Source organism: Streptomyces sp. GESEQ-35, assembly GCF_017948485.1.
In the GTDB taxonomy this organism is placed as follows: Bacteria; Actinomycetota; Actinomycetes; order Streptomycetales; family Streptomycetaceae; genus Streptomyces.
This window is the reverse complement of sequence record NZ_JAFFSX010000020.1, coordinates 27,617-44,223: the sequence shown is the minus strand read 5'-3', so window position 1 is coordinate 44,223 and position 16,607 is coordinate 27,617. Positions and strand designations below refer to the sequence as shown.

14 protein-coding genes are annotated in these 16,607 nt (G+C 71.5%); 13 read left to right on the top strand and 1 reads right to left on the bottom strand.

Annotated elements, in window-relative coordinates; translation table 11 throughout:
• Window positions 1-93 precede the first annotated feature (93 nt).
• The 4 genes from KCH87_RS31610 to KCH87_RS31595 are packed head-to-tail and all read left to right on the top strand — an operon-like array spanning window position 94 to window position 6,692.
• Window positions 94-1,350, top strand: coding sequence for an aspartate aminotransferase family protein (locus KCH87_RS31610; RefSeq protein ID WP_210590187.1), 1,257 nt, complete (start codon window positions 94-96; stop codon window positions 1,348-1,350).
• Entirely contained in the window at window positions 1,347-4,238 is a 2,892-nt protein-coding gene (locus tag KCH87_RS31605; protein WP_210590186.1) for an FAD-binding and (Fe-S)-binding domain-containing protein, read from the top strand. Before KCH87_RS31610 ends, KCH87_RS31605 begins: the two co-directional genes overlap by 4 nt.
• Window positions 4,235-5,698, top strand: a complete 1,464-nt coding sequence (locus tag KCH87_RS31600) for an NAD-dependent succinate-semialdehyde dehydrogenase (protein ID WP_210590183.1) — start codon at window positions 4,235-4,237, stop codon at window positions 5,696-5,698. Before KCH87_RS31605 ends, KCH87_RS31600 begins: the two co-directional genes overlap by 4 nt.
• Window positions 5,691-6,692 carry a D-2-hydroxyacid dehydrogenase gene (locus KCH87_RS31595; RefSeq protein ID WP_210590180.1) on the top strand — a complete coding sequence of 334 codons (1,002 nt, stop codon included), beginning with the start codon at window positions 5,691-5,693 and terminating at the stop codon, window positions 6,690-6,692. The genes KCH87_RS31600 and KCH87_RS31595 overlap by 8 nt, the downstream gene beginning before the upstream one ends.
• A gap of 71 nt (window positions 6,693-6,763) precedes the next feature.
• Here KCH87_RS31595 and KCH87_RS31590 read toward each other — a convergent pair whose 3' ends face one another.
• Window positions 6,764-7,795: a Dyp-type peroxidase gene (locus KCH87_RS31590; RefSeq protein WP_210590178.1), complete on the bottom strand. Its 1,032-nt coding sequence runs from the start codon at window positions 7,793-7,795 to the stop codon at window positions 6,764-6,766.
• Window positions 7,796-8,045: 250 nt separating this feature from the next.
• Between KCH87_RS31590 and KCH87_RS31585 the strand changes: the two genes are divergently transcribed.
• The 9 genes from KCH87_RS31585 (at window position 8,046) to KCH87_RS31545 (ending at window position 16,564) form a co-directional block, all read left to right on the top strand.
• Complete coding sequence (locus KCH87_RS31585; RefSeq protein WP_210590175.1) at window positions 8,046-8,351, top strand: MSMEG_0570 family nitrogen starvation response protein; 306 nt, start codon at window positions 8,046-8,048, stop codon at window positions 8,349-8,351.
• A complete protein-coding gene (locus tag KCH87_RS31580; RefSeq protein WP_210590173.1) occupies window positions 8,348-9,661 on the top strand; it encodes an MSMEG_0569 family flavin-dependent oxidoreductase in 1,314 nt (437 codons plus the stop codon). Before KCH87_RS31585 ends, KCH87_RS31580 begins: the two co-directional genes overlap by 4 nt.
• Window positions 9,662-9,676: 15 nt before the next feature.
• Window positions 9,677-10,492, top strand: coding sequence for an amidohydrolase family protein (locus KCH87_RS31575; protein ID WP_210590170.1), 816 nt, complete (start codon window positions 9,677-9,679; stop codon window positions 10,490-10,492).
• Between the two features lie 69 nt (window positions 10,493-10,561).
• Window positions 10,562-11,083: an MSMEG_0572/Sll0783 family nitrogen starvation response protein gene (locus KCH87_RS31570; RefSeq protein ID WP_210590169.1), complete on the top strand. Its 522-nt coding sequence runs from the start codon at window positions 10,562-10,564 to the stop codon at window positions 11,081-11,083.
• A gap of 10 nt (window positions 11,084-11,093) precedes the next feature.
• Window positions 11,094-12,191, top strand: a complete 1,098-nt coding sequence (locus KCH87_RS31565) for an MSMEG_0568 family radical SAM protein (protein ID WP_308298962.1) — start codon at window positions 11,094-11,096, stop codon at window positions 12,189-12,191.
• Entirely contained in the window at window positions 12,161-13,747 is a 1,587-nt protein-coding gene (locus KCH87_RS31560; protein WP_247197118.1) for an MSMEG_0567/sll0787 family protein, read from the top strand. Before KCH87_RS31565 ends, KCH87_RS31560 begins: the two co-directional genes overlap by 31 nt.
• A complete protein-coding gene (locus KCH87_RS31555) occupies window positions 13,744-14,592 on the top strand; it encodes a carbon-nitrogen hydrolase family protein (RefSeq protein ID WP_210590166.1) in 849 nt (282 codons plus the stop codon). The genes KCH87_RS31560 and KCH87_RS31555 overlap by 4 nt, the downstream gene beginning before the upstream one ends.
• Window positions 14,589-15,425: a carbon-nitrogen hydrolase family protein gene (locus tag KCH87_RS31550; RefSeq protein ID WP_210590163.1), complete on the top strand. Its 837-nt coding sequence runs from the start codon at window positions 14,589-14,591 to the stop codon at window positions 15,423-15,425. Before KCH87_RS31555 ends, KCH87_RS31550 begins: the two co-directional genes overlap by 4 nt.
• A complete protein-coding gene (locus KCH87_RS31545; RefSeq protein ID WP_210590161.1) occupies window positions 15,422-16,564 on the top strand; it encodes an MSMEG_0565 family glycosyltransferase in 1,143 nt (380 codons plus the stop codon). The genes KCH87_RS31550 and KCH87_RS31545 overlap by 4 nt, the downstream gene beginning before the upstream one ends.
• The last annotated feature ends 43 nt before the right edge of the window (window positions 16,565-16,607 follow it).

Genomic DNA, 16,607 nt, shown 5'->3' with positions numbered 1-16,607 from the left:
AGTGGACAGTCTGTTCGTTGACGCCCCGGCCGCACTGCCCGCAGGGTGATAAGTGTCCCCCGCACCCTTCTCACTCCGTGGGAGAGCTGCCGTATGAGCCAACTGTCCGAGCATCTGCGCCAGGCCACACCCGTCGTCGCCGAACGCGGAGAGGGCGTCCACCTCTACGGCGCGGACGGCCGCCGCTACCTGGACTTCACCGCGGGCATCGGCGTCACCAGCACCGGCCACTGCCACCCCAAAGTGGTCGCCGCGGCGCAGGAGCAGGTCGCCACGCTGATCCACGGTCAGTACACGACGATCATGCACCGGCCGCTGCAACGCCTGGTCGAGCGGCTCGGTACGGTCCTGCCGGAGGGGCTCGACAGCCTGTTCTTCGCGAACTCCGGCAGCGAGGCGGTCGAGGCCGCGCTGCGGCTCGCCCGCCAGGCCACCGGGCGGCCCAACATCGTCGTGTGCCATGGCGGTTTCCACGGCCGTACGGTCGCCGCCGCCTCGATGACCACCTCCGGTACCAAGATGCGCACCGGGTTCGCCCCGCTGATGGGTGGCGTCGTCATCACGCCCTTCCCGCACGCCTTCCACTACGGCTGGGACCAGGAGACGGCGACCCGGTTCGCGCTGCGCGAGTTCGACCAGCTGCTCCAGACCGTGTCCGACCCCGACGACACCGCGGCGATCATCGTCGAGCCGGTGCTCGGCGAGGGCGGCTATGTGCCTGCCGACTCCGCCTTCCTGAAGGGGTTGCGGGAGCGTGCCGACCGGCACGGCATCCTGCTGATCCTCGACGAGATCCAGACCGGCGTCGGCCGCACCGGCCGCTTCTGGGGCCACGAGCACTTCGGCGTCACCCCCGACATCCTGATCACCGCCAAGGGCCTGGCCAGCGGCTTCCCCCTGTCCGGGATCGCCGCGTCCACCGAGCTGATGCGCAAGGCCCGGCCCGGTTCGCAGGGCGGCACCTACGGCGGCAACGCCGTCGCCTGCGCTGCGGCCATCGCCACCCTCGACGTCGTCGAGGAGGAGGGACTGGTCGCCAACGCGGCCGCCATGGGGGCCCGGTTGCGTGCCGGACTCGACGAGGTCGCCGCGAAGAATCCCGCAATCGGTGATGTGCGGGGTCTGGGGCTGATGCTGGCGAGCGAGTTCGTGACGGAGAGCGGCGAGCCCGACCCCGGGGCGGCGTCCCGGGTGCTGCGGGCCGCCGTGGAGGAGGGGCTGCTCCTGCTGCCTTGCGGCCCGTGGGGGAACGTCGTCCGCATGATCCCGCCGCTGATCGTCGACGAGGCCGGGATCGACGAGGGGCTGCGTGCCTGGTCGGCGGCGGTCGCGGTGGGCACAGCCGGATGAGTGACGCTCGCTTCCTGGTCGACCTGCTGGCGCGTACGGCGCCGGGGCTCACGGTCGACACCGGTGACGGGCGGCGCGCCCAGTACGCGTACGACGCCTCCAACTACCGGGTGCCGCCGCTCGCCGTCGCCTTCCCGCGCTCCGCCGAGGACGTGGTCGCGGTGGTCCGAGCCTGCCGCGAACTGCGCATCCCGCTCACCGCGCGCGGGGCCGGCACCAGCATGGCCGGCAACGCCGTCGGACCCGGCCTGGTCCTCGACTTCTCCCGTCACCTCAACCGGGTGATCTCGATCGACCCCGCAACCCGGATGGCCGTCGTCGAACCCGGCGTCGTCCTCGACGACCTCCAGCGCGCGGCGGCGCCGCACGGCCTGTTCTTCGGCCCCGATCCCTCCTCGCACAGCCGCTGCACCCTCGGCGGGATGATCGGCAACGACGCCTGCGGGAACCACTCGGTGCGATACGGCCGTACGGTCGAGCACGTCGAGGAGTTGGAGATCGTCACGGCCGGCGGAGTTCGGGTGGTGGCCGGGGCAGGGGGCCTTTCCATGGATGTCCGGGCGGTGGCCGGGTCCGGGGGCCGGTCCGGGGAAGCCTCGGAGATCGCCGCACTCGACACCGCGCTCACCCGACTCGTCGACGACAACCTCGCCGCCCTGCGCACCGAACTCGGTCGCATCCCCCGCCAGGTCTCCGGCTACCAGCTCCATCACCTGCTGCCCGAGCACGGCCGTCATGCCGCCCGAGCCCTGGTCGGCACCGAGGGCACCTGCGCGGTCGTCACCCGCGCCACCGTGCGGCTGCACCCGGTGCCCCAGGCCACGACCCTGCTCGCGCTCGGCTACCGGGACGTGGTGGACGCCGCCCGGGACGTCCCCGCGATCCTGCTCCACCGGCCCACCGCCGTCGAGGGCATGGACGAGGCCATCGTCGCGACCCTGCGCCATCGGCGCGGTTCGGAAGCCGTCACCGGTCTTCCTGAAGGTGCCGCCTGGCTGTACGTCGAACTCGACGGCGCCGACCAGGCTGACGCCGACCGGCGAGCGACCGAGCTGCTCGGTCAACTCCGCGCGGGGGAGCGGATGGTGGCGGGCAGGGTCGTAGCAGACCCGGCCGAGCGGCGTTCCCTGTGGCGGGTGCGTGAGGACGGTGCCGGGCTCGCCGCGCGTCTCGTGGACGGTGGTACCTCCTGGCCGGGTTGGGAGGACGCTGCCGTCGACCCTCACCAACTCGCCGACTATCTGGGCGACTTCCGTGCTCTGCTCGCCGAGCACGACTTCACCGGCGTGCTGTACGGGCACTTCGGGGCGGGCTGCGTCCACGTCCGTATCGACTTCGACCCCGCCACCGCGGAGGGCGCCGCGGCCATGCGGGCCTTCCTGGAGGAGGCCGCCGCCCTGGTCGTCGCCCACGGTGGAACCCTGTCCGGCGAACATGGTGACGGACGCGCCCGCAGCGCACTCCTCGCCACCATGTACAGCCCTCGGATGCGCGCCGCGTTCGCCGCCTACAAGCGGCTGTACGACCCCGAGGGCCTCCTCAACCCGGGTGTGATCGTCGATCCGGCGGCCGTCGACGCCGACCTGGCGCTGTATCCGATCACCTCGCGGGCGGCCTCGACGGGTTTCACCTTCCCGGAGGACCCCGGCGGCCTCGCCGAGGCGGCCGGCCGGTGCATCGGTGTCGGCCGGTGCCGCAGTGACGTCGGCGGATCCATGTGCCCCAGCTACCGCGCGACCCACGACGAACGCGACTCCACGCGGGGCCGGGCCCGGCTGCTCCAGGAGATGCTGCGCGACGGCCCGGACACCGTGATCGCCGACGGCAGCCGTTCCACCGATGTGCGCGATGCCCTCGACCTGTGCCTGTCCTGCAAGGCCTGCGCCGCCGACTGCCCGGTCGGCGTCGACATGGCGACGTACAAGTCGGAGTTCCTGCACCGGCATTACCGGCACCGGCTGCGCCCCCGCAGCCACTACAGCCTGGGCTGGCTGCCCTGGTGGTCGGCGCTCGCCCGCTGGATTGCCGGGCCCGTCAACGCCGTGCTCGGCGGACCTCTGGGCCGGCTCGTCGCGCGGCTCGGCGGAGTCACCGCCGAGCGCACCATCCCGGACTTCGCCCCGCGCCGAGCCCTGCGCCGACACCTGCCCCCGCAGCCCGAAGAACCCGCCGCAGTCCTGCTCGTCGACTCCTTCACCCGCGCCTTCCGGCCGGAGGTCGCCGGAGCGGCGGCTCGGGTCCTCGCCGACGCCGGGGTCCCGGCGACTGTGCGCAGCGGACTGTGCTGCGGGCTCACCTGGCTGACGACGGGCCAACTCGACATCGCGCGGCGCACGTTGACCCGTACTGTCGAACATCTCGACGGCGAGGGCGAGTTGCCGATCGTCGTCCCCGAGCCGAGCTGCGCCGCCGCTCTACGCCATGACGCACCCGCCCTCCTGGGCACGGAGGCCGCGCGCCGCGTCGCCGCCCGCGTCCGTAGCTTCGCCTCCGCCCTGGCCGAACTCGCCGACGCCGACTGGAAACCGGCTGTCGTACCCGAACGCGTCACTCTCCAGACTCACTGCCACGAGTACGCCGTCTTCGGCGAGACCACCCAGTCCGCGCTGTTGCGTCGGCTCGGAGTCCAGGACGTCGACGAGGCGGGCGGCTGCTGCGGACTCGCCGGCAACTTCGGCTTCGAGGCCGAGCACTACGCCACCTCGATGACCGTCGCCGGTCTCTCCCTGGCTCCGAAACTCGCCGCCCTCGAAGCGACCGACACCGTCCTCGCCGACGGCTTCAGCTGCCGCACCCAGGCGGCCCACCTCACCGGCCCCGAAGGACCGCAGGCCCGGCACCTGGCCCAACTGCTCGACCCGAACCCGCCCGGAGGCACCCCCTCATGACCAAGGTCATCGACACCGTCCCCAAGCAGCTGTTCATAGACGGGAGTTGGCAGGACGCCGCCGAGGGCGCCCGCTTCCCCGTGGACGACCCCGCGACCGGGCAACGGCTGTGCGAGGTCGCCGACGCCTCGCCCGCCGACGGGCAACGCGCCCTCGACGCGGCCGTGGCGGCACAGGACGCCTGGGCGGCGACCGCCCCGCGCGCACGAAGTGAAATCCTGCGCCGCGCCTACGAGATCATTCTCGACCGGCGTGAGGATCTCGCTCTGCTGATGACGCTGGAGATGGGCAAGCCGCTCGCGGAGGCGCGCGGCGAGGTCGGCTATGCGGCCGAGTTCTTCCGCTGGTTCTCCGAGGAGGCCGTACGCATCGACGGCGGGCTCACCCGCACCCCCGACGGCGCCAACCGCGTCCTGGTCATGCGCCAGCCCGTCGGCCCCTGTCTGCTGATCACGCCCTGGAACTTCCCCCTCGCCATGGGCACCCGCAAGATCGGCCCCGCGATCGCGGCCGGCTGCACCATGGTCCTCAAACCCGCCCCGCAGACCCCGCTCTCCAGCCTCGCCCTCGCCGGCATCCTCACCGAGGCCGGACTCCCGGACGGCGTCCTCAACGTCGTGACCACCACGGACGCCGCCGGAGTGGTCGAACCCCTGCTGCGCGGCGGAGGCGTGCGCAAGCTGTCCTTCACCGGCTCCACCCAGGTCGGGCGGCTGCTGCTCGCGCAGTGCGCCGACACCGTAGTGCGGACGTCGATGGAGCTGGGTGGCAACGCGCCGTTCATCGTGTTCGAGGACGCCGACCTGGACCGGGCGGTGGAGGGCGCGATGGTCGCGAAGATGCGGAACATGGGGGAGGCGTGCACGGCCGCCAACCGGTTCTTCGTCCACCGCTCGGTCGCGGACGCGTTCGCCGCGCGGCTCGCCGAGCGGATGGCGGCGCTCACCGTCGGGCCCGGCACCCAGCCCGGCTCGCAGGTGGGCCCGCTGATCGACGCGGCAGGGCGGTCCAAGGCCGATGGACTTGTCCAGGACGCCGTGACGCGCGGCGCTAAGGTGATCACCGGGGGCGAAGTCCCGGACGGACCGGGCCACTTCTACCCGCCGACCGTGATCACCGAGGTTCGAGCGGACTCGGAGCTGATGCAGGCCGAGATCTTCGGACCGGTCGCCGCGATCCTCACCTTCGACGACGAGAAGGAGGTCGTGCGTGCCGCGAACGACACCGAATGGGGCCTGGTCGGCTACCTGTTCACCCAGGACCTCGATCGGGCGCTGCGGGTGGGGGAGCGGCTGGAGACCGGCATGGTCGGCATCAACACCGGGCTGGTCTCCAACCCGGCGGCGCCGTTCGGCGGCGTCAAGCAGTCCGGGCTCGGGCGTGAGGGCGGGCGCGTCGGCATCGACGAGTTCCTGGAGTACAAGTACCTCGCCATCCCCGTGGTGGACGCCCGTGGCTGACCGGCTCGTCGTCCTGCACCGTGGCATCCTGCCGCCGAACGCCGGGGACATCGAACGACTCGCGGACACGGTGTACGCCACCGAGGAGGAACTGCCGCTCCTGCTGCCCGGCGCGGACGTCCTGTTCTGCTGGCACTCCATCACCCCGGCGGTCGCCGCCGCCTGGCCCGAGGACCCCGCTCTGGCCCCCGGCTGGGTCCATGTGGCCGCCGCCGGAGTGGACTCACAGCTCTTCCCCGCGCTGGTCGGCAACCCCGGCGTGCTGCTGACCAACTCGCGCGGTGTCTACGACCAGGCCATCGCCGAATACGTCCTCGGCCTGATCCTCGCCCTCGCCAAGGACTTCCCCGGCACCTGGGAACACCAGCGGCGCCGCGAGTGGCGGCCCCGCGACAGCGAACGCATCGGCGGACGCACCGCGTTGGTCTGGGGGACGGGTCCGATCGGCCGGGCCATCGCCCGCATGCTGCGCGCCGTCGGCATGCGTGTGACCGGCGCCGGGCGCACCGCACGCGTCGACGACCCCGACTTCGGCACGGTGCACGCGGGCGGCGGCACGGGCCTGCGCACCGCACTCGCCGACGCGGACTACGTCGTCCTCGCCGCCCCGCTCACCCCGGCCACCCGTCTCATGGTCGACGCCTCCGTCCTCGCCGCGATGAAGCCCGGCGCCCGGCTGGTCAACATCGGCCGGGGCGCCCTCGTCGACGAGGAGGCGCTCGCCCGTCACCTCGCCGACGGCCGTCTCGCCGGAGCGGCCCTGGACGTCTTCGCCCAGGAACCACTGCCCGCAGCCTCACCCCTGTGGGACCTGCCCGGAGTGATCGTCTCCCCGCACACGGCGGGCGAGGTCACCGGCTGGCGCATCGACCTGGCGGACCTGTTCCTGGACAACCTCGGACGCAGGAAGGAAGGCCGGCCGTTGCGGAACGTGGTCGACAAGGACAAGGGCTACGTCAGGGAGGAAAAGACGCCCATGACTCACTCGTGGTGACCTCCGGTCCGGGCGACGACCCCCGACGTACGCCGCCGAAGACCGCGAGCACTACCCGTGCTGGAGATTGTTCATCGGAGGGTGTTCCTCCTGAGGTCGCCGATGTCCGGGGATCCGTCGGCGGCCTGGGCACTGACCGTCGGTTCCGGCGCTGCGGGCGGGTCGTCGAGAAAGTCGGCGGTGGGTACGTGGAACAGGGTGCCGGTGACCGCCGCTGAGAAGTCGAGCAGCCGGTCGTGGCTGCCCGGCGGATCGCCGATGAACATGTTCTCCAGCATGCGCTCGATGACCGACGGGGTACTGGAGTAGCCAATGAAGTAGGTACCGAACTCGCCGCGCCCGGGCGCGCCGAAGGGCATGTTGTCGCGCAGGATCTGCCGTTCGGTGCCGTCGGGGTCGGTGATCGTGGTGAGCGCTACGTGCGAGTCGGCAGGCTTCAGGTCGTCGGGCAGTTCGATGTCGGAGAGCTTGCGGCGGCCGACCGCGCGTTCCTGTGCCTCGACCGGCAGGGCGTTCCATGCCGGCAGGTCGTGCAGGTACTTCTGCACGACGACGTAGCTGCCGCCGATGAAGGCAGGGTCCTGTTCCGGATCGGCGGCACCGATCACGACGGCGGTGTTCGCGGCGGGTCCGGTGGGGTTTTCGGTGCCGTCGACGAAGCCGAGGAGATCGCGTTCGTCGAAGTACTTGAAACCGGACACCTCGTCCTGGACGGTGACGCTGCCGCGCAGCCGGTCCATCAGCTGCGTGGCCAGCTCGAAGCACAGGTCCGGCTGCCGGGCCCTGATGTGGAAGAGCAGGTCCCCCGGGGTGGCGGGCGCGGTGTGCCGGGCGCCGGCCACTTCCCGGAAGGGATGCAGCTCGGCCGGCCTCGGACCGGCGAACAGCCGGTCCCAGGCGTCGGAGCCGATGCCGGTGACACAGGCCAGCGCACCTTCCGGGACCCGGAAACCGACGGACCGCACCAGACCGGCGAGGTCGGTCAGCAATTCCCGTACGACCTGCTCCCCGTCGGGATCGACCGTCACGATCAGAAAGACGGCGGAGCTGGTGAGCGGGCTCAGTACTGCCTGCGGGACGGGTTGCGGCTCGGGCACGGACACTCCTTGTCCTTCGATGGGCGTGATGTCTCCCAGGTAAGCAGGCAAGTTCCGTTATCCGTGGCAGCACGGCATTCGGCGTACCCAATTTGCCTCTGAGGCAACTCTGCGTACTCGATTCCGCACCCACCGTGAGGACTCTGTAACTCCGCTTTATTCCGGATGACCTCGTTGGGTAATTCGCGCTGGCTGGAGTGGTCGTCACAAGCAGCGGCGAGGTGCCGATACCTCGGCGCCTCGCATGGAGGATTTCATGCCCGAGCTGTATTTCCGTGTGCGCTGGCCCGACGGTGCGACCCAGCGTTGTTACTCACCCTCCACGGTAGTCGAGAACTACCTCACCCCCGGTGGCGTGTACGAGCTCGGCGACTTCGTGGAACGGAGCCGGACGGCGCTCGGGATCGCGAGCGACCGGGTACGCGAGAAGTACGGGTTCGCGTGCACCGGGGCGTCCGACCAGCTGGCGCAGATCGAGGAGACCGCGGCCGCGTACGCCTCCCTCGACGGGGCCGAGGTCACGGTCGAGGCCCTGCACAACGCTGACGGGAGTGCGCGGTGAGCCCGCGGCGGCTGGCCGGTGTCCACTACCCGGTGGCGGTCGTCGGCGGCGGTCAGGCCGGTCTGTCGGTCAGCTACTGTCTGCGCGAGCGTGGTGTCGAGCACGTCGTCGTCGAGCGGAACCGGGTCGGCCACGAGTGGCGCGAGCGCCGCTGGGACTCGTTCTGTCTGGTGACCCCCAACTGGCAGTGCAAGCTGCCCGGTTTCCCCTACCAGGGGGATGACCCCGACGGCTTCATGGTCCGCGACGAGATCATCAGGTACCTGGAGGAGTACGTCGCTTTCTTCCAACCCCCGCTGGCGGAGGGAGTGTCCGTCGACGGGCTGCGGCGATCCCCGAGCGGCGTCTTCGAACTGACCACATCGGACGGCGACTTCACCGCCGACCAAGTGGTGGTGGCCACCGGCCCCTACCACACCCCGTCCGTCCCGCGGATGGCCGAGCGGCTGCCCGCCGGCGTCGAGCAGTTCCACTCCTCCCGCTACCGCAATGCGGACCAACTCCCCGAGGGCGGCGTACTGGTGGTCGGCACCGGACAGTCCGGCTGCCAGATAGCCGAGGATCTGCACCTCGCCGGACGCCAGGTCCATCTGGCCGTCGGCAGCGCACCCCGCGTGGCCCGCTTCTACCGGGGCCGGGACTGTGTGGCCTGGCTCGACGACATGGGCTACTACGGCCGCAGCATCGACGAGTTCGATGACGCCGGTGCCGTCCGGATGCGGGTCAACCACTACGTGACCGGGCGGGACGGTGGCCGTGACATCGATCTGCGTGCCTTCGCCCGCGACGGGATGCAGCTGTACGGCCGGCTGACCGGCATCGACGGTGAGCGGCTGGAGTTCGCCGACGACCTGAAGGTCAACCTCGACCGGGCTGACGCCGTGGCCGAGGGCATCAAGGACAGCATCGACGCGCACATCACCGCGCAGGGGATCGAGGCCCCGGCGGAGCCCCGGTACATACCGGTGTGGGAGCCCTCCGAGCAGGCGGCGTCACTGGACCTGGAAGCCTCCGGTGTCACCTCGGTCGTCTGGTCCACCGGGTTCACCCGCGACCACCGGTGGATCGAGATACCCGTCTTCGACGGCCGCGGCTACCCCATGCACTGGCGAGGCGCGACCAGCACGCCCGGCCTGTACTTCCTGGGCCTGCCGTGGCAGCACTCGTGGGGCTCCGGACGCTTCGAGGCGGTGGGCCGGGACGCCGAGTTCCTCGCGAACCACATCGACGCCTCCCGCCGCATGGCCGACGTCTGCGGCACCCTCACGGGCGCCCCCAGCGAACTCGCCTCCGCGCTTCCGATCGGCTGAAGGAGGTATCGGATCATGGTCTACGACGCACACCGCCACATCGGCGTCCTGCCCGCGTACCCCTTCTATGGCGGCCCACCGGTCAACCCCGACACCACCGCCCGCGCCACGGTCAAGCAACTCGTCGCCGACCTGGACGCGGAGGGCACCGAACGCGCCCTGGTCATCCCCAACTACGGCGTCCCGGACCCCGATCTCGCCTTCTCCTTCAACGAGTTGGCGATCGAGGCCGCCCAGAGCGACGACCGGATCCGGGCCGGCCTGTGGGTCTCCCCACGCCCTGAGGACGAGCACCGCACCGCGCAGGCGCTCGCCCTGGCCGGGGAACGGGGCGTGAAGGCGCTGAAGCTCAGCTTCCTGCTCGGCGGGCGCCCCACGGACCCGGCCTGCCGCCCTCAACTGGACCGTATCTTCGCCGCGGCAGCCCGCCATGGCCTGGTCGTCCACGTCCACACGTCGCCCGGTGCGGCCTCCGACATCGACGAGGTCGGCCACCTCGTCGACTGGTTCGCCGACCAAGTGCCGGTCCATCTCGTGCATTTCGGCGGCGGGATGAGCGGCCACATCAAGCTTGTCGGCTCGCGGTTCTTCGACTGGATCGAAGGCGGCAAGCGCGTCTACACCGACCTCTCCTGGGCCATCGGCTTCACACCGCGCTGGCTGGCCCAGGAGATCGAGCGCCGCGGTATCGGCCACGACCGGGTGCTCTTCGCCAGCGACCAGCCCTGGGGCGACTTCACGGGCGAGTACGCCCGGCTCGCCGAAGCGACCGGCGGCGGCGAACTCGGCGAACTCGTCTTCAGGAACACGTTCGCCGCGCTCTACGACTGACACCTCTGACACGACTGACCCTGCCGTCCCCAACCACCGCCTCGTAGTAACTCGTTCAAGGAGAGAGCCATGTCCGAGACCGTCGAACTCAGCGAGATCGAGCAGAAGTCCCTCAGCGAGATCCCCCACCCGTCCCTGCCCGAGGGCACCAGCATCTACGGCTCCACCAAGGTCTTCCCCGACTACAAGGCTGAGGACGGCGAGACGTACTTCACCCTCGTCCACGGCATCGCCCACGAGTCCTCGGTGTCCTTCGTCGCCGTGCTCCAGGCCACCCGCGCCCTGCGCAAGGGCTTCGAGACCGCCATCTACTTCTACGGCCCGGGTTCGCTGAACTGCCTGGCCACCCGCGGCTTCCCGACCGTCGGCAACTCGGCCTTCCCCGGCGAGCACAACATCAACAACCAGCTCAAAACGTTCATCGCCGAGGGCGGGAAGGTCTTCTGCTGCCGCTTCGGCCTGTCCCTGCACGGCGCCCGTGAGGAGGACCTGATCGAGGGCGTCATCCCGACCCACCCCCTCGACGTCCAGGACGCGCTGATCCATTACGCGCGCAAGGGCGCCATCATCAACTCGACCTACCAGCTGTAAGGGGCAAGCCGTGAGCGTTGGCACCAACACAGCGGTGGACGTGCGGATCATGACCCGCGCCGAACTCGCCCTGCACGGAGTCCGCACGCCGGCTCCAGTGCGGCGCCCGGACGGCGCGGGACCGAGCGACGACGGACACGTTCTCGTCGACGGTGCCAACGCCGCGCTGCCCACCAACCCCGACAGCCCGTACTCCGTACGCGACGGCCGCGTCTGGCTCGGCGACGACGCCGGGACACTCACCGACACCGGGCTGAGCCTGACCGCCGTACAGCGCCCGAAGTTCTACGACCTGACGACCGCCGACGGCATCCCGTACGAGCACATCGCCCGCCTGCACGGCGCCGACGTCCTCGCCACCACCGTCGTCCAGACCTGCATCCGCTACGCCGAGGCCGACCGATGCCGCTTCTGCACGATCGAGGAGTCCCTGCGCTCGGGCGCGACGGTGGCGGCCAAGACTCCGGCCCAGCTTGCCGAAGTCGCCGAGGTGGCCGTCCGGTTGGACGGCGTCCGGCAGATGGTCATGACCACCGGCACGACGACCGGCCCCGACCGGGGCGCCCGCAATCTCGTACGCTCCGTCCGCGCCATCCTCCAAGCGGTGCCCGGACTACCGATCCAGGTGCAGTGCGAACCGCCCGGAGACCTGGTGTGGATACGGGAGTTGTACGACGCCGGAGCCACCGCCATCGGCATCCATGTCGAGTCCCTCGACGACGAGGTGCGCCGGCGCTGGATGCCCGGCAAGTCGAGCGTCCCGATGGCCGAGTACGAGGCCGCGTGGGACGAGGCCGTACGAGTCTTCGGACCCAACCGGGTATCCACCTACCTCCTCGTCGGCCTCGGCGAGGAACCCGATGAACTCGTTGCGGGGGCAGGGGAGTTGATCGACCGGGGGGTGTACCCGTTCGTCGTGCCCTTCCGCCCGATGGGCGGCACCCTCGCAGCCCGGGACGGGATCGAGCCTCCCAGTGCGGAACTGCTGCGGTACGTCACCGAGGGCGTCGCGGCCAAGCTGCGCGCGGCCGGGATGAGCGGAGCCGACCAGAGGGCCGGCTGCGCGGCCTGCGGGGCATGCAGCGTGCTGAAGACGGCGGGCGGATGATGTCCGTGTACCTCGACGGATCCCCGGCGGCACCGCCCATGGCGGACAGGCCGGTCGACATCCTGGCGCTGCTCGGCGACCGCAGCACACTCGCTCGCCGTCCGGTATTCCACATCGAACAGGCCGCTGACAGAGCCGAGTTGGCCGCCTATCACCGACTGCGCCGGGACGTCTTCGTCCAGGAGCAGGGCCTGTTCACGGGCCACGACCTCGACCACCGGGACGCCGACCCTCGTACGCTCGTGCTGGTCGCCAAGGACCACGAGGGCACCGTCGTCGGCGGCGTACGGCTCGGTCCTGTCGCCGATGGCCCCGACATCGGCTGGTGGGCCGGCGGCCGGCTCGTCGTCGCCCCGGGCGCCCGCGGCCCGCACGGCATCGGCGGCGCACTCGTCCGGGCAGCCTGCGCGCGGGCCGAGACCGAGGGCGTGCTGCGCTTCGAGGCGACGGTCCAGGCCCGCAACGAGGCCCTCTTCAAGCGGCTGGGCTGGCGCTCGGTGCGGCGGACGACGGTGGCGGACGCGCCGCATGTGCTGATGCGGTGGCCGATCGGCCGGATCACCGATCTCGTGGCGGCCACCAAGTCGCCCCTCGGGCCGCTCCTCGCGGCCCTCCCCCCAACGGCGGCCCGCGCCCTCGGCCAGGACCCGGTCGGCGGGGCCCTGGGTGTGGTGGCGCGGGCCGTCCCTGGCAGCATCGGCGGACCCGGCGGACCCGGCGGACCCGGCGGACCCGGCGGCGCCGGCTTCGTGGGCGACGACGGTGCACCGGTGCCCGGTACGGATGTGATCGCCGCCTGTGACGCGATCGTGCCGTCGATGGTCGAGCGCGACCCGGAGTGGGCGGGCTGGTGCTCCGTCCTCGTCAACGTCAACGACCTGGCGGCGATGGGCGCTTCACCGGTCGGCCTGCTCGACGCGGTGGGCGCGAAGGACGCCGCACACGCCGGCCGGATCCTCGCGGGACTGGGACATGCGGCACAGGCGTACGACATCCCGGTCCTCGGCGGGCACACCCAACTCGGCGTACCCGCCGCGCTGTCGGTGACCGCCCTCGGCCGCACGGACCGTCCGGTCCCGGGCGGCGGAGGACGACCCGGCCACGCGGTGCGGCTCACCGCCGACCTCGGCGGCAGCTGGCGCCCGGGCTACCGAGGCCGCCAGTGGGACTCAACCACCCACCGCCGTTCCGATGAACTGCGCGGCATGATCGGCGCCGTGGCCGCCGCACGGCCCGCCGCCGCCAAGGACGTGTCGATGGCGGGGATCGCCGGGACGCTCGGCATGCTCGCGGAGGCGAGCGGCTGCCGGGCCGTCCTCGACGTGGCCGCCGTACCCCGGCCCGGTAGCGCGACAACCGGCGACTGGTTCACGTGTTTCCCCGGCTTCGCGATGCTCACCACCGACGCGCCGGACGCGCCGCCCCTGCCCGCCGGGCCGGCGACGGGCGCCGTGTGCGGGGAGTTGGCAGACGGACAAGGCGTCGGGCTGCGCTGGCCCGACGGAGAGATCACCGAAGCGGTCACCTCCACGGTGACCGGGATGGGGACCGCATGAGCACGCTGCGTATGGCGGCAGTCGCCGCCGAGTTCGGCCGGGACCTCGAAGAGGACTTCGGGATCGCCGAACGGATCGTCAAGGAGGCCCGCGACCAGGGCGTACGGCTGCTCGCCCTGCCGGAGGCCTGCCTGGGCGGATACCTGCTCAGCCTCGACGACGACAGCGAACTGGACGAGGGCCCTCCCGCACTCGCCCTGGACGGCCCCGAGATCCGCCGTCTTGCCGCGCTCGCGGGCGAGATGACCGTTGTCGCGGGCTACTGCGAGGCCGACGGCGGCGCCCGCTACAACAGCGTGGTCTGCGTCAACGGCGACGGAGTCCTCGGCAACCACCGCAAGGTCCACCAGCCGCTCAGCGAGGACGCCAGTTACGCATCCGGTGACCGTTTCCACGCCTTCGACACTCCGGTCGGCCGGATCGGCATGATGATCTGCTACGACAAGGCGTTCCCCGAGTCCGCCCGGGCGCTCGCCCTGGACGGCGCCGAGATCGGCGTGGTCGTCTCGGCTTGGCCCGGCTCACGAACCAATGCCGTGACCGATCTTGAGGGCGACCGCTGGAAGCGCCGGTTCGACCTCTTCGACCGGGCCCGCGCCCTGGAGAACCAGATCGTGTGGATCTCCGCCAACCAGGCCGGTACCTTCGGGTCGCTACGCTTCGTCGGCAGCGCCAAGGTCGTCGACCCCGGTGGCGAGATCCTCGCCGACACCGGTGTCGAAGCCGGTCTGGCGATCGCCGAACTCGATGTCGCCCAGGCGCTGGAGACCGCCCGCCGCTCGATGGGGCACCTCCGCGACCGGCGCCCGGAGACCTACACGCACGCAGGAGCAGTCAACGCATGAGCACGATCCGGATCGCGGCCGCCGCCGCCCACTTCGGCCGCGACCTGGAGTTCGATCTCGCCCGCATCGCCAAGATCGTCGACGATGCCCGGGGCGCGGGCGCCGGACTACTCGTGCTGCCCGACGCCGCGCTCGGCGGATACCTCGCCGACCTGCGCCACCCGGACCCCGAGGCACTGCCCCCGGCCCTCAAGCCGGACGACCCGCTGATCCTCCAAGTCGCCCGTCTGGCCGCCGAGATGGTGGTGTGCGTCGGCTACTGCGAGGACGGCGGCGACGAGCACTACAACGCCGCCGTCTGCGTCAGCGGCGACGGAGTCCTCGGCCGCCACCGCAAGGTCCATCTCCCGGCCGGCGAGGTCGCCGCGTACGCGCCCGGCGACCGCTTCGACGCCTTCGACACCCCGGTCGGCCGGATCGGCATGCTCATCGACTACGACAAGACCTTCCCGGAGTCCGCCCGCTCCCTCGCCCTGGACGGCGCCGAGATCCTCGCCTGCCTCTCCGCCTGGCCCACCAGCATCACCAACCGCGCCCCGCGCATGGCCCAGGACCGCCAGGCCAAGCTCTTCGACCTGTACGACCAGGCCCGCGCCGCCGAGAACCAGGTCGTCCTCGCCTCCTCCAACCAGACCGGCGCGATGGGCGGAATGCGCTTCCTCGGCCAGTCCAAGGTCGTCGGCCCCGGCGGCGACATCCTTGCCCGCACCTGGGCCAAGGCGGGCCTGGCCGTCGCCGAGCTCGACGTGTCCGAGGAGATCGACCGCGCCCGCCGCGTCCTGCGCCACCTCGACGAGCGCAGGCCCGCCGCCTACCGGGAGGCCACGCGGTGAAGATCGCCCTGCTCAGCTACTCCACCAAGCCGCGCGGCGGCGTCGTCCACACCCTCGCCCTCGCCGAGGCACTCGCCGCCGCCGGAGAGGACGTCACGGTCTGGTCGCTGGGCCGGGGTGGCGACGCCGGCTTCTTCCGGCCCGTCGACCCGGCCGTGCGCGTACGGATCGTGCCCTTCCCCGACGGCCCCGCGGAGGAGACCGTAGGGGAACGCATCCTGCGCTCCATCGCGACCTTGCGCGCAGCCTTCGACCCGTCCCCTTACGACATCGTCCACGCCCAGGACTGCATCAGCGCCAACGCCGTGGACGGCCGCTGCATCCGCACGGTCCACCACATCGACCACTTCACCACGCCCGAACTGGCCGACTGCCACGAGCGAGCCATCGTCGAGCCGTACGCGCACCTCTGCGTCTCGCGGGCGGTCGCGGACGAACTGACGGCCGGCTGGGGCATCAAGCCGGCCGTCATCCCCAACGGCGTGGCCTACGAGCGCTTCGCGACCACCGACCCGGTCGCCCGCGCCGCCTGGCGTGAGCGTCTCGGCCGGTACGTCCTCACCGTCGGAGGCATCGAACCCCGCAAGGGCTCGCTCGACCTGCTGGAGGCGTACGCACTCCTGCGCATCCGGCAGCCGGACGTACGCCTCGTGATCGCCGGCGGCGAGACGCTCTTCGACTACCGCGACTACAGGGCGGGTTGGGAGGCGCGGGCCGTCGAACTGGGCGTGGAGCCCGTCGTCCTCGGGCCCGTGGGGGAGGAGGAACTTCCCCCGCTCGTCGCCGCCGCCGAAGTCTTCGCCTTCCCTTCGGTCAAGGAAGGCTTCGGGCTGGCGGCGATGGAGGCGCTCGCCGCCGGAGTGCCGCTTGTGGTCCGCGATCTGCCGGTCCTGCGCGAAGTGTTCGGTCCCGCCGCCCTGTTCGCGGACGCTCCCCAGGGGCTGGCCGCCGCACTCGAGCAGGCGCTCGCCAAAGCCGACCCCGACCGGCGGAAGGCGGGCCGGCACCTGGCCGCCCGCCACACCTGGGCGGAGGCCGCCGAGCGGCACCTGGGCTTCTACCACCGGTCCAGCCCAGCTGCCTCGACGCCGCTGAGGAACGACTACGAGCCTTCTGCGCCGAACACCCGCCTTGGGTAGGTGCCGACGACGTCCGGCTGCGCCGAATCGTCAGCTCGGCGGC

Excerpts from the sequence above, each read along its gene's own strand:
- KCH87_RS31560 (WP_247197118.1), top strand. The coding sequence starts at position 12,161 with ATGCAGCGTGCTGAAGACGGCGGGCGGATGATGTCCGTGTACCTCGAC.
- KCH87_RS31600 (WP_210590183.1), top strand. The coding sequence starts at position 4,235 with ATGACCAAGGTCATCGACACCGTCCCCAAGCAGCTGTTCATAGACGGG.
- KCH87_RS31610 (WP_210590187.1), top strand. The coding sequence starts at position 94 with ATGAGCCAACTGTCCGAGCATCTGCGCCAGGCCACACCCGTCGTCGCC.
- KCH87_RS31605 (WP_210590186.1), top strand. The coding sequence starts at position 1,347 with ATGAGTGACGCTCGCTTCCTGGTCGACCTGCTGGCGCGTACGGCGCCG.
- KCH87_RS31555 (WP_210590166.1), top strand. The coding sequence starts at position 13,744 with ATGAGCACGCTGCGTATGGCGGCAGTCGCCGCCGAGTTCGGCCGGGAC.
- KCH87_RS31575 (WP_210590170.1), top strand. The coding sequence starts at position 9,677 with ATGGTCTACGACGCACACCGCCACATCGGCGTCCTGCCCGCGTACCCC.
- KCH87_RS31570 (WP_210590169.1), top strand. The coding sequence starts at position 10,562 with ATGTCCGAGACCGTCGAACTCAGCGAGATCGAGCAGAAGTCCCTCAGC.
- KCH87_RS31585 (WP_210590175.1), top strand. The coding sequence starts at position 8,046 with ATGCCCGAGCTGTATTTCCGTGTGCGCTGGCCCGACGGTGCGACCCAG.
- KCH87_RS31550 (WP_210590163.1), top strand. The coding sequence starts at position 14,589 with ATGAGCACGATCCGGATCGCGGCCGCCGCCGCCCACTTCGGCCGCGAC.